The organism is Rhodococcus sp. IEGM 1307 (assembly GCF_030056915.1).
Lineage (GTDB): Bacteria > Actinomycetota > Actinomycetes > Mycobacteriales > Mycobacteriaceae > Rhodococcus_F > Rhodococcus_F opacus_D.
The window spans coordinates 35879-50318 of record NZ_JASHKW010000007.1; the positions used below are offsets into that span (position 1 = coordinate 35879).

17 protein-coding genes are annotated in these 14440 nt (G+C 69.1%); 15 read left to right on the forward strand and 2 right to left on the reverse strand.

What is annotated here, in order from left to right; all coding sequences use genetic code 11:
* Nucleotides 1-68: 68 nt before the first annotated feature.
* The 13 genes from QM841_RS14975 (at nucleotide 69) to QM841_RS15035 (ending at nucleotide 11646) form a co-directional block, all read left to right on the forward strand.
* Entirely contained in the window at nucleotides 69-998 is a 930-nt protein-coding gene (locus tag QM841_RS14975) for a VOC family protein (protein ID WP_005254764.1), read from the forward strand.
* On the forward strand, nucleotides 995-1777 hold the full coding sequence (locus QM841_RS14980; RefSeq protein WP_280781939.1) for an alpha/beta fold hydrolase: 783 nt from the start codon (nucleotides 995-997) through the stop codon (nucleotides 1775-1777). Before QM841_RS14975 ends, QM841_RS14980 begins: the two co-directional genes overlap by 4 nt.
* 14 nt (nucleotides 1778-1791) lie before the next feature.
* Nucleotides 1792-2298 carry a cupin domain-containing protein gene (locus tag QM841_RS14985; protein WP_005248926.1) on the forward strand — a complete coding sequence of 169 codons (507 nt, stop codon included), beginning with the start codon at nucleotides 1792-1794 and terminating at the stop codon, nucleotides 2296-2298.
* A 2-nt stretch (nucleotides 2299-2300) separates the two neighbouring features.
* Complete coding sequence (locus QM841_RS14990; protein ID WP_283332584.1) at nucleotides 2301-3050, forward strand: 3-oxoacyl-ACP reductase family protein; 750 nt, start codon at nucleotides 2301-2303, stop codon at nucleotides 3048-3050.
* Nucleotides 3051-3066: 16 nt separating this feature from the next.
* Nucleotides 3067-3849 (forward strand): SDR family oxidoreductase, encoded by a 783-nt coding sequence (locus QM841_RS14995; RefSeq protein ID WP_009477067.1) that lies wholly within the window; start codon nucleotides 3067-3069, stop codon nucleotides 3847-3849.
* Nucleotides 3842-5509 (forward strand): thiamine pyrophosphate-binding protein, encoded by a 1668-nt coding sequence (locus QM841_RS15000; protein ID WP_283332586.1) that lies wholly within the window; start codon nucleotides 3842-3844, stop codon nucleotides 5507-5509. Before QM841_RS14995 ends, QM841_RS15000 begins: the two co-directional genes overlap by 8 nt.
* Entirely contained in the window at nucleotides 5506-6636 is a 1131-nt protein-coding gene (locus QM841_RS15005) for an FAD-dependent monooxygenase (RefSeq protein ID WP_283332587.1), read from the forward strand. Before QM841_RS15000 ends, QM841_RS15005 begins: the two co-directional genes overlap by 4 nt.
* Nucleotides 6637-7785: an MBL fold metallo-hydrolase gene (locus QM841_RS15010; protein WP_283332588.1), complete on the forward strand. Its 1149-nt coding sequence runs from the start codon at nucleotides 6637-6639 to the stop codon at nucleotides 7783-7785.
* 88 nt (nucleotides 7786-7873) lie between these two features.
* Nucleotides 7874-8608, forward strand: coding sequence for an oxygen-binding di-iron domain-containing protein (locus QM841_RS15015; RefSeq protein WP_283332589.1), 735 nt, complete (start codon nucleotides 7874-7876; stop codon nucleotides 8606-8608).
* A 110-nt stretch (nucleotides 8609-8718) separates the two neighbouring features.
* Nucleotides 8719-9678 (forward strand): PDR/VanB family oxidoreductase, encoded by a 960-nt coding sequence (locus tag QM841_RS15020; RefSeq protein ID WP_283332590.1) that lies wholly within the window; start codon nucleotides 8719-8721, stop codon nucleotides 9676-9678.
* A 12-nt stretch (nucleotides 9679-9690) separates the two neighbouring features.
* Nucleotides 9691-9903 carry a recombinase-like helix-turn-helix domain-containing protein gene (locus QM841_RS15025; RefSeq protein ID WP_005248918.1) on the forward strand — a complete coding sequence of 71 codons (213 nt, stop codon included), beginning with the start codon at nucleotides 9691-9693 and terminating at the stop codon, nucleotides 9901-9903.
* A 1-nt stretch (nucleotide 9904) separates the two neighbouring features.
* The gene (locus QM841_RS15030) at nucleotides 9905-10936 is read left to right on the forward strand and encodes a Rieske 2Fe-2S domain-containing protein (protein ID WP_283332591.1); all 1032 of its coding nucleotides are present in this window, start codon (nucleotides 9905-9907) and stop codon (nucleotides 10934-10936) included.
* A 20-nt stretch (nucleotides 10937-10956) separates the two neighbouring features.
* Nucleotides 10957-11646, forward strand: coding sequence for a TetR/AcrR family transcriptional regulator (locus tag QM841_RS15035; RefSeq protein ID WP_348539636.1), 690 nt, complete (start codon nucleotides 10957-10959; stop codon nucleotides 11644-11646).
* 9 nt (nucleotides 11647-11655) lie between these two features.
* On the opposite strand, the gene QM841_RS15040 is transcribed toward QM841_RS15035, so the two are convergent.
* Complete coding sequence (locus tag QM841_RS15040) at nucleotides 11656-12216, reverse strand: MarR family winged helix-turn-helix transcriptional regulator (protein ID WP_192817853.1); 561 nt, start codon at nucleotides 12214-12216, stop codon at nucleotides 11656-11658.
* Nucleotides 12217-12324: 108 nt separating this feature from the next.
* The gene (locus QM841_RS15045; RefSeq protein WP_009477076.1) at nucleotides 12325-12690 is read right to left on the reverse strand and encodes a RidA family protein; all 366 of its coding nucleotides are present in this window, start codon (nucleotides 12688-12690) and stop codon (nucleotides 12325-12327) included.
* 105 nt (nucleotides 12691-12795) lie between these two features.
* Here QM841_RS15045 and QM841_RS15050 point away from each other — a divergent pair, with 105 nt between their 5' ends.
* Nucleotides 12796-13446, forward strand: coding sequence for a UdgX family uracil-DNA binding protein (locus QM841_RS15050; protein ID WP_280781931.1), 651 nt, complete (start codon nucleotides 12796-12798; stop codon nucleotides 13444-13446).
* A gap of 52 nt (nucleotides 13447-13498) precedes the next feature.
* Nucleotides 13499-14428: an NADP-dependent oxidoreductase gene (locus QM841_RS15055; protein ID WP_283332592.1), complete on the forward strand. Its 930-nt coding sequence runs from the start codon at nucleotides 13499-13501 to the stop codon at nucleotides 14426-14428.
* The last annotated feature ends 12 nt before the right edge of the window (nucleotides 14429-14440 follow it).

The following is a 14440-nucleotide window of genomic DNA, read 5'->3' on the forward strand; positions in this document are numbered from 1 at the left end:
CCGTCAGCTCTGTACGACCTATTACTTTAGCGCTAAGATATTGAGACCTAAGCAACTGGAGGCATGCGATGAACCAACCCATAGCCCGGCTGCGGTGCCTGCGCTCCGTCGAACTGCGCACACAGGCCAGCATCGAATCCACCGACTTCTACTCGGAGGTGTGGGGACTGCGCGTGGTCGAGCAGGGCACGGACGGTGCCTGGCTGCGGGGAACCGGTGAGCACCACCACGCGCTGCAACTCACCCAGGCCGAGCGGAACGGCCTCGGCCGCATCACGTTCGCCGTCGCCACGCCGGCCGAGGTCGACGAGGCCGCCCGCCGACTCGAACTCCGCGGCGTCCCGATCGTCAGCGGCCCGGGGCCGGTCGACGATCTCGGCGGCGGCTACGGCGTCAGCCTGGTCGACCCCGAGGGCCGCGTCGTCGAACTGCTCGCCGACGCGCTCGCGGTCCCGAAGCTCGGCCGCGAGGACGCCGTCCCGGTCGGTGTCACGCACGTCGTCCTCAACACCGTCGACATCGACGCCGCGGTGACGTTCTACTGCGACGTCCTGGGCATGCGGGTCTCCGACTGGTCCGAGCACCAGATGGCGTTCCTGCGCTGCAACACCGACCATCACAGCATCGCGTTCAACCAGGCCGAGTGGACGTCGGTGAATCACGTCGCCTACGAGATGCCCACCGTCGACCACTTCATGCGCGGCATCGGCCGGTTGCGTCACCACGGCACCGTGCCGCTGTGGGGTCCGGGCAAGCACGGCCCCGGCGACAACACCTTCTCCTATTTCGCCGACCCGGCAGGGCTGGTGTGCGAGTACACGTCCGGCATCGCGCAGGTCGACGAGGACCGGTGGCTGTGCAAGGTCTGGCGCCGGGTTCCCGAACTCTCCGACCTGTGGGGCACCGCGGGCCCGCCGTCCAAGCAGGTCCGCGACCACATGGCCGGCATCCCCGACCCCGGTGCGTTCGAGCGGTTCGACCTCGGGCGGGCGTCGTGACGCACGTCGTCGAATCCGGTTCCGGCCCCGCGCTGCTCATGCTGCACGGGATCGGGGGCGGCGCAGACAGTTTCGCGCCGCAGTTCGACGAACTGTCGTCGTCGCTGCGACTGCTGGCCTGGGACGCTCCCGGTTACGGCCGCAGCGAGGACCCGGGCCGTCCGTTCGACCTCGACGACTACGCCGACGCCGCCGCCGACGTGATCCGCGACCGTTGCGGTGACGCGGGAGCGCACCTCCTGGGGATGTCGTGGGGCGGCGTGATCGCCACCCGGCTGGCGCTGCGCCACCCCGGGCTCGTGCGGAGTCTGCTGCTCGGCAGTTCCACCGTCGGCTCGGGAGCGGACGGCGACGCCGCCGGCCGGATGCGCGCCCGGGCCGCGACGCTCGAGCAGGAAGGCGCGGAAGCCTTTGCCGCCGAACGGGCCCCGCGGCTGCTGTCCGGGACCGCCGACGACCAAGTGACCGCGAAGGCCACGGCGATCATGGCGTCGTCGATCCGGCTGCCCGGCTACGGGTACGCCGCGGAGTCGATGGCGGCCACCGATCACACGGCCGATCTGCCGAAGATCGACATCCCCACGCTCGTCCTCGGCGGAGACGAGGACAGAGTGACCGGGGTTCCGGCGAGTCAGGTTCTCGCAGGCGGAATTCCGGGTGCCGTGTTCGTCACCATCCGGGGTGCCGGACACCTCGCGAACCAGGAGCGGCCGGAGGCTTTCAACGCCTGGGTCGAATCCTTCATCCACATCACCGAACGCCTACGCAACCACCTCTAGAGAAGGAGCACGACATGACACTCGAATACGGCACCGCCGATCTGAAGGAATTCACCGACTCGCTGATCCTCACCCGTGGCTCCCGCCACGAGGACTGGGACACCCTGGGTTTCCAGGCCAAGGCCGGCGACCAGTTCAAGCGCGCGCAGATCCGCTACGTCGGCTCCGGCGCGACGGGTAACCACGAGAACGACAACCGCACCATCGTCTCGCGCGGATTCACGTTCTCCAACATGCTGCTTCCCCCCGGCGCCGAGGGCCCGGAGCACACCCACCACGACGCCGAGGAAGCCTTCTTCGTGCTCGAGGGCGAGGTGGAGGTCGGTGTTCACCGCGACGGCCAGGTCGAGAAGCGCACCCTCGGTTACCGCGACATGATCGTCGTCCCGGCCGGAGTTCCGCGCAGCCTGAAGAACAACGGCGACAAGGACGCTCTGTTCTGCGTCATCATCGGCGCGCAGAAGCCGCAGATCCCGACGTACCCCGAGACGTCGGCCATGCACGGCGTGACGCGGGACTGACCGTGAATCTCGACGGCCGCAGCATTCTCGTCACCGGGGCGGGGCGGGGTCTCGGACTCGCCCTGGCCCGCCGGCTCGGCGAGGAGGGCGCCACCCTGTGGCTCGCCGACATCCGCGAGGACTGGGGCGAGGACGCGGCGGCGAGCCTGCGCGCCGACGGCGTCAAGGCACAGTTCGTCCGGGTCGATCTCCGCGACGCGGAGTCCGTCGACGCGATGGCGGCCACCGTCACCTCCGGTGGTCCGCTGTACGGCCTCGTCAACAACGCGGCCCTCGCGGACGGCGTGGGCGGCAAACCGATTCACGAACTCGACATCGACGAGTGGGACCGGGTGCTGGGCGTCAACCTGCGCGGCACGTTCCTCGTGAGCAGGGCGATCATTCCCTCCATCATCGGGAACGGAGGCGGACGAGTCGTCACCATCGGCTCCGACGCCGCCCTGTACGGTTCGCCGCGCCTCGCGCACTACATCGCCTCCAAGGGCGGGGTGGCCGCGCTGACCCGCGCCATGTCCCGCGACCTCGGGCCGCACGGCATCACCGTCAACACCGTCTCGCCCGGTCTGACCGAAAGCGAATCGGCGCAGAAGGTTCCGGAGCACCGGCACGAGCTGTACCGCCTCAACCGTGCACTCGAGCGGCCGCAGCAGCCGTCGGACCTCGTCGGCGCCGTCGCGTTCCTGATGGGACCCGAGGCCTCGTATATCACCGGCCAGCAACTCGTCGTCAACGGCGGATTCGTCCTGCACTAGAGAAGGGGACCACGTCGTGGACCTGCAACTGAAAGACCGCACCCACCTGGTGACCGGCGGAAGCTCGGGAGTCGGGCTCGCCACCGTCGCGATGCTGCTCGAGGAGGGTGCCAACGTCGTCACCTGCGCGCGCGACCGCGACCGGCTCGACTCCGTGATCGCGCCGCTGCCCGGCAGTGACCGCGTCCTCACCGCGTCCTGCGACGTCCGGGACCCGGCCGCGGTCGCCGCGCTGGTCGACGCCGGTGTCGCCCGATTCGGCGGCCTCGACGGTCTGGTCAACAACGCAGGCAAGTCCCGCATGGTCCCGCGCGGCGAGGCGACCCTCGACGACTGGCGCGACGAACTCGACCTCAAGTTCTCCAGCGTCCTCAACACCGTCGAGGCCGCCCTGCCGGTACTGCGCAAGTCCGACGCCGCGTCCATCGTCAACATCTCGGCGGTGCTCGCACGTCAGCCCGAGCCGCGGCTGGTCACCACCAGCGCCGCCCGGGCCGGGCTGCTGAACCTCAGCAAGTCGCTGTCGCTCGAACTCGCCGCCGACGGCATCCGCGTCAACTCGGTGTCGCTCGGACTGGTCGACACCGGCCAGTGGCGGCGCCGCTACGAAGAGTCCGGCACCGACGCCACATTCGCCGAATGGGAGGCGGAGATCGCCCAGGACCGCGGTATCGGCCTCGGCCGGTTCGGCCGCGCCGACGAGGTGGCCGCCATGATCGTGACCCTGCTGTCTCCACGCTCGTCCTACGTGACGGGCACCAGCCTCGACGTCTGCGGAGGCGTCGCGCGCTATGTCTGAGAGGAACACCATGTCTGCACGAAATGACAAGCAGGTGGGTAATGGGGGCGACCTGCTCGTCCAGGTGCTGCGCGAGGCCGGTGTCGACACCGTCTTCGGTATCGTGAGCGTCCACAACCAGCCCCTGGTGCAGGCGGTGAGCAAGCACCTGCGGTTCGTGCCGGTCCGGCACGAGGCCACCGCGGTCAGCGCCGCCGACGGGTACGCCCGCGCCACCGGCGGCCTCGGCTGCGCTCTCACGAGTACCGGCACCGGTGCCGGCAACGCGGCCGGTTCGCTGATCGAATCGCTCAGTGCCGGAACGTCGGTGCTGCACGTGACGGGCAACGTCGAGAGCCGCTACCTCGGCTCGGGTCGCGGTTTCATCCACGAGACCAAGGATCAGCTGGGGATGCTGACGGCGACGTCGAAGCATGCCGCCACCATCCTCGACACCGACGGCGCCGGAAAGGTGTTGCGGGAAGGCGTCGCTGCTGCGCTCGCCGCGCCCGGCGGCCCGTCGAGCATCGAATGGCCCATCGACCTCCAGTACGCGGAACACGTCATCGACGTGGTCGGACCGGTGTCGGAGTCGCCGCGCACACCGGACGTCGACGAGTTGGCCGTCGCCTTCGCCCTGCTGCAGTCGGCGGAACGCCCGGTGATCTGGGCTGGCGGCGGTGTCGCCACGGCCGGTGCCGAGCTGACCGAACTGGTGGAGCAGTGGGGAGTCGCGTTGCTCACCAGCAACTCCGGGCGCGGCGCCGTGCCGGAGGACCATCCGCTGTGCATCGGCAACTACGGCAACACCCCCGTGGGGCGCGAACTCCTCCAGGATGCCGACCTGCTGCTGTCGCTGGGTACCCACTTCCGGTCCAACGAGACCGGCGACTACTCCATGCCCGTTCCTGCCGTGCACGTGCAGGTCGATATCGACGCGGCCGCGATCGGACGCGTCTACCCGGCCGAGGCCGGGGTCACCGCTGACATCGCGACGTTCCTCCGGCAGCTGTCGGGCCTGACGCCCGTCGACGCCGCCTGGACCGAACGTGCTCGCGCCACCCGCGAACTCGTCCGCAGCAAGCAGCGCGCCGGACTCGGCGATCACGCCGTGCTGTGCGACGCCGTGCGTGCCGCGTTCCCGCAGGATTCGGTGATCGCCCGCGACGTCACCATTGCGTCGAGTTCCTGGGGCAACCGGCTGCTGCCGATGTTCGACCCCAAGTCCAACGTCTTCCCCCGCGGCGGCGGCATCGGGCAGGGCCTGGGCATGGCCATCGGTTCCGCGCTGGCCGACGAGACCCGACCCACCCTGGCCCTCGTCGGCGACGGCGGCCTGGCCGTCCACTTCGGCGAGATCCTGACCATGGCGCAGGAGAAGCCGTGGCTGGTGCTGCTCGTGTTCAACGACGGCGGCTACGGCGTGCTGCGCAACATGCAGAAGGGCGGCGGCGAAGACACCTACGCCGTCGACCTCGTCACCCCCGACTTCCCGTTGCTGGCACAGTCCATCGGTGTGCCGTACCTGCGGATCGGTGGCGCCGCCGAGGCCCACGAGGTGCTCGCCGACGCCGTGTCGCGGCAGGCGCCGGTGATCGTCGAGGTCGATCTCGCCGCCTACGGCGACATGCCTGCACCGTTCACGCCGCCCGTCACGGTGCCCGGAAAGGCTGCACAGTGACCACGGTCGCCGTCTGCGGCGGCGGCATCGGCGGACTCGCCACGGCGATCGCCCTCCGCATGTTCGGTCTCGACGTCACGGTCTACGAGCAGACGAGGCAGTTCGCGCGCGTCGGCGCCGACATCAACCTCACCCCCAACGCGGTCCGGGCTCTCGACGGACTCGGCATCGGGCCGGCGATCCGCGAATCGGCCGCCCGGCCCCAGTTCCGGATCAGCCGCACGTGGGACACGGGGGCCGAAACGTCCCGGCTGCCGATGGGCGACAGCGCGGAACAGCAGTACGGCGCACCGCAGTTGACCATGCACCGGGGCGACCTCATGACCGCGCTCGAGAACCGGCTGCCGTCGGGTGTCGTCGAAATGGGTCGCCGGCTCAGCGGCGTGGCCGACGGCCGCATCGAGTTCACCGACGGCAGTGGGGTTTCCGCAGAGGTGATCGTCGGTGCCGACGGGATCCACTCCGCGGTCCGGACGTCGCTGCTGGGGCGGGAACAGCCGACGTTCACCGGGGTCGTGGCGTTCCGCGCCGTCGTCCCCACCGAACGCGTTGGCGACCTGCCGAACCTCGACTGCTTCACCAAGTGGTGGGGGCCGGATTCGTCGACGCAGATCGTGACGTTCCCGCTCAACCAGGGCAAGGACATCTTCGTCTTCGCCACCTGCGGTCAGGAGGAGTGGACCGAGGAATCGTGGACCACACCGGGATCCGTCACCGAACTTCGTGAGCTGTACCGCGACTTCCACCCCGAGGCACGAGCCCTCCTCGACGCCTGCGACGACGTCCTGAAATCGGCTCTCTACGTGCGCGACCCGCTGGCGTCGTGGACCGACGGGCGGTCCGTGCTCCTCGGCGACGCGGCACATCCGATGATGCCGTTCATGGCGCAGGGCGCCGGCATGGCCGTCGAAGACGCCGTCGTCCTGTCCCGCTGCCTCAGCCTGTTCGACGACCCCGCAGTCGCGCTGCAGACCTACCAGGAGACGCGACTGCAGCGGACGTCACGCATCCAGCGGGGCTCCCGGTCCAACGAATGGCTGAAGGTCGCGGGCAACGGCGACTGGGTCTACGAATACGACGCCTGGCAGGTGCCGCTGGAGTTGGCCGCCGCCCGAACGGACGCCTGAATGGAACCCGCCGGCGGACAAGCTCTGTCGAGGCGGCGGGCGCTGGCCCTGCTGGGGTCCGCCGCCACTGCTATCGCCGCGACGAGCTGCGCGTCCCACACCGCGGACGCGCAGCCGAGTGGCGCGACGCCACCGGACGCCTACGAGTTGTCCGGTGACGTCGACGGTTACGCGACGACGCTGATTCTGCTCGGCACGGCGGCCGGTCCCATCGCCGTGCCGGGGCGGAGCGGCACGTCCAGTGTGCTCGTCGTCGGCGACAGACCGTATCTGATCGACGCGGGTCCCTGGTCGAGCCGAAAGCTGATCCAGGCTGGTATCGCCGCGGATTCGCTCGGTGGCGTCTTCGTCACGCACATGCACAGCGATCACATCGCCGACCTGTTCAACGTCTTCTGGCTGCCCGGCGGGACACCGTCCTACACGTTCCGCAACGTGGTGCCGGTGTACGGCCCCGGCTCGGCGGGCAGACTGTCGGCACCGCGCGGCGGCCAGAGTATTCCGATCCAGAGTCCGGCGTCGCCGACACCCGGACTCACCGATCTGTTCGCGGGCGTACTCGACGCATTCGCCTACGACATCAACATTCGCAACGTCGAAAAGGGCGCCCAGTCCGACTACGGACAGCGGTTGTCGCTGCACGACGTACTGCCACCGGTGTCGGCGGGTGCGTCCGCCGACAACACGGCGCCGGAGATGGAACCGTTCCCGGTGTTCGAAGACGACCGGGTCCGGGTCACCGCGACGCTGGTTCCGCACGGCCCCGTCTATCCCTCGCTGGCGTACCGGTTCGACACGGAGGACGGTGCGGTCACGTTCTCCGGCGACACCGCGAAATCGGCGAATGTCGTCCGGCTCGCCCGAGGATCCGACATCCTCGTCCACGAGGTGATCGACGTCGACTTCTACGCGCAGACTTCGGGTCCCGCACTGGTCGAGCACATGATTCACGCGCACACCACCGCGCAGGACGTCGGGCGCGTCGCCACGGACGCGGATGTCCGTCAGGTGGTGCTCTCCCACATCGGGCCGGGCGACCCCCGGCAGGTCACCGACGACCAGTGGGAACGAGGCGTGAAGTCCACGTTCGCCGGCACCGTGACAGTCGGGCACGATCTCGTCCGGATCGGCGTCGGGCAACGACGGTAGCCTCATCGCGGACCCGCAGGATCTTGCGCGCCGCCGCTGTCCTGAGAAGGCTGGATCTCACGATACCGTGACGTGATCGGAGCCAGGGATGGACACCACGATTACCGAGATCGCTCCCGACATCTACCGGCTGTCCACGTATCTGGACGAGCCCAACCTGATCATGAACCAGTTCCTCGTCGACGGTGAGGAACCGCTGCTGTTCCACACCGGTCAGCGTGCGCTGTTCCCGTCCGTGTCCGCGGCGGTCGGCCGGCTGATTCCTCTCGACAGACTGCGGTGGATCACGTTCGGGCACGTGGAGGCCGACGAGTGCGGTGCGATGAACTCGTGGCTGGCGGCCGCGCCGAACGCCGAGGTCGCGCACGGGGCGATGGGTTGCTTCGTGCAGGTCAACGACCTCGCCGATCGCATGCCGCGTCCCCTGCAGTACGGCGACGTGATGGAGACGGGCACCAGGCGGGTCCGTCATCTCGACACCCCGCACGTTCCGCACGGGTGGGACGCCGGGCTGATTTTCGAGGAGACGACGCAGACGCTGTTCTGCGGCGACCTGTTCACCGCGTTCGGGCATCATCCGCCTGCCACGGAGGAGGAGATCGTCGGCCCGGCGATCGCGGCAGAGGACATGGGGAACGCGACGTGCCTGTCACCGGCGCTCGGGCCCACGATCCGGGGACTCGCCGATCTGGAACCCCTGCTGCTGGCGCCGATGCATGCGCCGGTGTTCACCGGTGACTGCGTGCAGGCTCTGCACGACCTCGCACAGGCGTACGAGGAGCGGCTCGCGGCCGAGACCGTGCGGTACCGCGAAGCGGAGTAGCCCGGCCTGTGCTCGACGAATTTCCCCTCAACTGTGGCGCACAATACATCTTAGTGCTAAATTATTGAGCACTAAGGAACTATGCCTTCGGTTGAGCCTGGGAGTGAGCGATGACAACAGACGCAGACACCGTCCCCATGATGGTGCGTCAGATGCGGGTCGAGTCCTCGGGCGTGGTGTCGCTTCGCCTCGAACGACAAGACGGCGGCGCGGTCGACCGGTGGACGCCGGGCGCCCACCTGGACCTGCACCTGAACCGCGGGACCATCCGGCAGTACTCCCTCTGCGGAGACCCCGACGACAAGACCGGGTACCGCGTCGCGATCCTCCACGAGGTGACCGGCCGAGGCGGCTCCCGGCACGTCCACGAGACGCTGCGACCCGGCGACAGCCTGTCGGTGAGCGCACCCCGCAACAATTTCGAACTCCTGCCCTCGCCGCGCTACGTGTTCATCGCCGGCGGCATCGGCATCACGCCGATCCTCGCGATGATCGGTGAAGCCGAACGCATGGGCGCCGAATGGGAACTGCACTACGGCGGCCGTGCCCGCGCGTCGATGGCGTTCCTCGACGAACTGTCCGGATACGGCGACCGCGTGCACGTCGTCACCGAGGAGGCTGACGGCATCCTCGACCTCGCCGGCATCCTCGGCGCCGCCCGTGAGGAAACGCTCGTCTACGCCTGCGGCCCCGAGGGTCTGCTCGGGGCGGTCGAGGGGTACACCGATTCCTGGCCGGACGGCGCGATCCGGCTCGAGCGGTTCAAGGCGAAGGAGATCCCCGCCGACACCCTCGCCGGCGACCGTCCCGTCCGCGTGATCTGCGAACGATCCGGCATCTCGGCCACCGTCGCCCCCGACCGGACCATCCTCGACACCCTCGAGGAATCCGGCGTCGACGTCCCCAACTCCTGCCGCGAAGGCATCTGCGGGACATGCGAAACCCGCGTCCTCGCCGGCACCCCCGACCACCGCGACTCCCTGCTCTCCAGCTCCGAGCAGGAGTCCGGCACCACCATCATGATCTGCGTTTCCCGCGCCCGCTCCGACGAGCTCGTGCTGGATCTCTAGAAGGGAAGAACCATGAGCCTGTATCTGCAACCACGCCAGTCCGGCACGGCACCCACCCCGTACGAACGGAAGCTGGCCGGTGCGATCGAAGAGGTCTTCGGCACCGGTGTGCACCACCTCGAAGGCCTGGTGAAGGGTTTGAACGCCCTCGGCATCCACAGTCCCGGCGGCGACGCCTGGACCACCGACACTTTCACGGACGAGATCCGACGGATGGGGGCCTGACATGGTGAACCGACTGCACAAGGCGGCACTGACCGGCGACGAGATCTTCGCGACCGGGATGCGCGACCAGTGGCACGCGGTGTGCCCGTCCGACTTCGTCGCGCGCGGCGACATGAAGAAGGTGCGGCGCCTCGGCGAGGACTGGCTGCTGTTCCGTCAGTCCGACGGCACCCTCCGCATGCTCGCCGACCGCTGCCCGCACCGCGGCGCCCCGCTGTCGCAGGGTCAGCACCTCGGCGATCGCGTCGCCTGCCAGTACCACGGCGTGCAGGTCGACGGCGGCGGCACCGTCGTCTCCGTCCCCGGAATGCCCGGCTGCAACCTCGAGGGCAAGCGGCTGGTGACCAGCCTCCCCGTGCGGGAGGTGGCCGGCGCCGTGCTCGCCTGGTTCGGCACCGACCCCGACGCCGAGCCCGCGCCCCTCGAACTCCCGGAGCGACTCACCGACGACGGCATCTCGCACTTCCTCTGCTACGCGGAGTGGAAGGCGCCGTGGCGGTTCACGCTGGAGAACCTGCTCGACCCGATGCACGGAGCGTTCCTGCACCGCGAATCGCATTCGATGTTCGGCGGCGAGACGTCCGCGAAGTTCCGGATCCGCGAAACCGATCGCGGGTTCTTCTTCGAGAAGACCGACCAGCGGGGCGTGAACTTCGACTGGGTCGAATTCTGCCGGACCGGCATCGACTGGGTGGACCTCGAGATCCCGTACCCGCCGACCGCGGGCCCGGGTGGCTCGTTCGGCATCGTCGGTATGGGAACGCCGATCGACGCCGAGACCACCGCGGTGTTCTTCTGGCGGTACCGCCGCGTCGAGGGCTGGGAACGCGACGTCTGGCGGTTCCTGTACCGCACCAAGCTCGAGGAGCGGCACTGGGTGGTGCTCGAGCAGGACCGCACCATGCTCGAGGCGATGGCATTCGACGCGGACCAGGCGGAGAACCTGTACCAGCACGACCTCGGCGTCATCCGGCTCCGCCGGCTCTACCGGGCTCAGGCGGAAGCCCAGGCGAAGGCACTTCAGGAGGCGTAGGGTCGCCCGGGTTGACGTGAATGAAATGTCAACTAAGAATGTGTGACGGCCGACACGTCGGGCGCCGGCCGGGGTACGAGGAGGCGCGAGCGGTGCTTACGAACGGTGACGATCGAGGTCGGCTCGCGTTGGTCGAGGCGGCGGGGCGGTGCTTCGCCGAGCTCGGATACGAGCGCACCACCGAGGCGGTCATCGCCGCTGCCGCCGGGGTGTCGCAGGCCGAATTCTCCGCCCGGTTCGCGTCCCGGGACGACGCGTTCCGTGCCGTCGCCGCCGCGGTGTTCGACACGTTCGTCGAGGCTCAGCGCATCCCGGTCCCGCCGGACGCGGACCCGCGCACCGTCCTGCGCGCGGCCACCGCGGCGTTCATCGAGACCGTCTACAGCAGCGGCCGCCTGTTCACGATGATCGAGGACCGCGCCGCCGTCGACCCAGTGATCGGGGAACAGCTCGAGGCGGCCCACAACCGGATCCTCGGCCGGTACATCCGGTTCATCGAACGGCTCAACCAGGCGGGGATCGCGACGCCGTGCGCCGAACCCGCCCAGCTCGCCCGCAAGCTGTCCGAGGCGCAGTGGACGGGTGCGGCGCGCCTGATCGGTGCATCGCAGGACGAGCAGCGACGTTTCATCGTGGAGATGACGGCGGCGTCCGAACGGTTCATCGGATTCGGTGAGGTCGCCGACCTGACCGCCCGCGCGGCCAGCTGAGTCCTCCGCTCAGGCGGTGGGGGCCTGGTTCTCGACGATCGAGTGCTCGAGCTTGCGGAGCAATTCGGCCAACGCCGCCTGATCGTCCTGCGACATCCCGCTGAGGATCTGCGACTCGTTGGCGAAGTGGGCCTCCGCGACCTTCTCGATCACCCGCAAGCCCTCGTCGGTGAGTTGCGCGTGCACGATGCGGCGGTCCTCGGCGTCACGCTCCCGCTGCACCAGTCCCGCCTTCTCCAGGCGGTCGACGCGCAGTGTGACTCCGCCGGTGGTGACGAGGGCGGATTCCGCCAGCTGTCCGGACGTCATCCGGTACGGCGGACCCGAACGTCGGAGGGCGGCCAGAACGTCGAACGACGCCATGTTGATGCCGTGCTCCTCGAACACGGCGGCAAGGGACGTCTGGTACCGCAGATACGAACGGTGCAGGCGGCCCAGCACTTTCAGCGGACTCACATCCAGGTCGGGCCACTGGTGGGCCCACTGGTCGACGATGTCGTCGACGGCATCGCGATCTGGAACGGGGCGTTGCGTCACCGGGCGCACCTCCTGGATCCTCGAGGGTCTCATCTGTTTAGTACCAAGATATCGAACGAGCATAGGTGACGGCGACGCGCCGCGGGTCCCCGTCGATTCCTCGGAACGGGGACCCGCGGCGCTGCCGGGCGGGGTGCGCTGTCAGCGTCCCTCGACCGCCGCGACGGCGTCGATCTCGGCGATGGCGCCGTAGGGGAGGCTGCTGACCTCCAGGAAGGTGCGCGCGGGACGCGGCTCGTCGAAGATGCGCTCGAACTGGCGGTTCGCCTCCTCGCGCAACGACAGGTCGGTGACGTAGTAGGTGAGCTTGACGACGTCCTTCAGCTGTCCGCCGACGGTGGCGAGGCGATCGACCATGCGGTCCACGGCGGCGTCGAGCGCCTCGGTGCGGCCCGGGACGGCGGTGCCCTCGGCATCGACGGACAGTGCTCCGGAGACGAACGCGAGTCCGCCGGCGACCACGGCCGGGCTGTAGGGGTGGTGGGCGGTGACTTCGGTGAGGGACATGGAGGCTCGCTTTCTGGGTGGGCTACTCCGGTGATTATATCTTAGCGCTAAACTAATTGACAGGGTGGCGCGAATGAAGCTCCGCCCGACGGGTACTCGACGCCCATGCCCCGAGCCACGAAGCCCTCGGCCGCACCGTTCGTGCCGGACACCGTCGACCTCGACGCACTGTCCCGCGCGGCGGACGGGTGCCACGGCTGCGATCTGTACCGCGACGCCGAGCAGACCGTCTTCGGCGCGGGCAGGCGATCCGCACGGATGATGCTCGTCGGCGAACAACCCGGCGATCAGGAAGACCGCGTCGGTGAACCGTTCGTCGGTCCGGCAGGAAAACTCCTGAACAAGGCGCTCGACGCGGCGGGCATCGACCGGGACCTCACCTACGTCACCAACGCGGTCAAGCACTTCAAGTTCGTCCCCGCCGAACGCGGCAAGCGTCGAATCCACAAGAAGCCGAACCGCACCGAGATCGTCGCGTGCCGGCCGTGGCTGATCGCCGAACTGGCGGCGGTCCAGCCCGACGTCCTCGTGTGCCTCGGGGCCACCGCCGCGCAGGCGTTGCTCGGCCCGTCGTTCCGCCTCACCGAACACCGCGGGGAGCTGCTGCACCTCGACGGCGAGGTCGACGTCGACGTGGATCCGGACGTCTTCGTGACGATCCACCCGTCCGCCGTGCTCCGCGGACCTTCGGAGGATCGGGACGACGCGTTCGGCGCCCTCGTCGCCGATCTGAAGAAGGCCGCCGCAGCCCTGTGATCAACCAGCCGAATCTCTGGCGCGACGGACCGCCGAGGACGAGATTGTTGGCATGACGAATTCCAACCCGAAGCAGACCATGAAGGCAGTCTCCTACTCGTCCTACGGTGGTCCCGAGGTGCTCGAGACCCACGACGTGCCCGTCCCCGAGCCCACCGGCAACCAGGTACGCCTCGTCATCCGGGCCGCCGGCGTGAACCCCATCGACTGGAAGCTGCGGTCGGGGTCGATGGCCGAGGTGATGTCGGTGCAGTTCCCGAAGATCCCGGGCAGTGAAGTCGCCGGCGTGGTCGACGCGGTCGGTCCGGACGCGACCGGCGTGGTGGTGGGTGACGAGGTGTTCGGCTGGTCCGACACCGGCGGCTACGCCGAATACGCGCTCGCCTCGATCGTCGTGCCGAAGCCGCAAGGGTTGAGCTGGACGGACGCCGCCACCATCCCCGTCGCCGGCGAGGCAGCCACCCGTGGACTGCGGCTCCTGAAGCTGAAATCCGGTGAGACGTTGCTGGTGAACGGCGCATCGGGGGCGGTGGGAACCCTTGCGGCGCAACTGGCGCTGGATTCGGGTGTCACCGTGATCGGCACCGCGAGCGAGAAGCACCACGACGCGCTGCGGGAGCTGGGCGTGAACCCCACGACGTACGGCGAGGGGCTGGCGGGCCGGGTCCGCGAACTGGCCCCGAACGGTGTCGACGCCGTCCTCGACGTCGGCTTCGGCGGGCTCGAGGCGGCGATGGACCTGCGCGGGGGCACCGACCGGATCGTGACGCTGTCGGACGGTGCCGCGTTCGGGCTGGGAATCACGTTCTCGTCCGGCAACGCCGGCGACCGGAACGCGGAGACACTGCGCCGGCTGGGCGCCCTCGCCGCGGACGGGAAACTGTCCCTCCCACCCGCCCGCACGTTCCCGCTGACCGACGCCGCCGACGCGCAGCGCGCCGGCGAGAAGGGCGGCAGCCGCGGAAAGATCCTCTTGCGCTGACGCGCCCGTGAG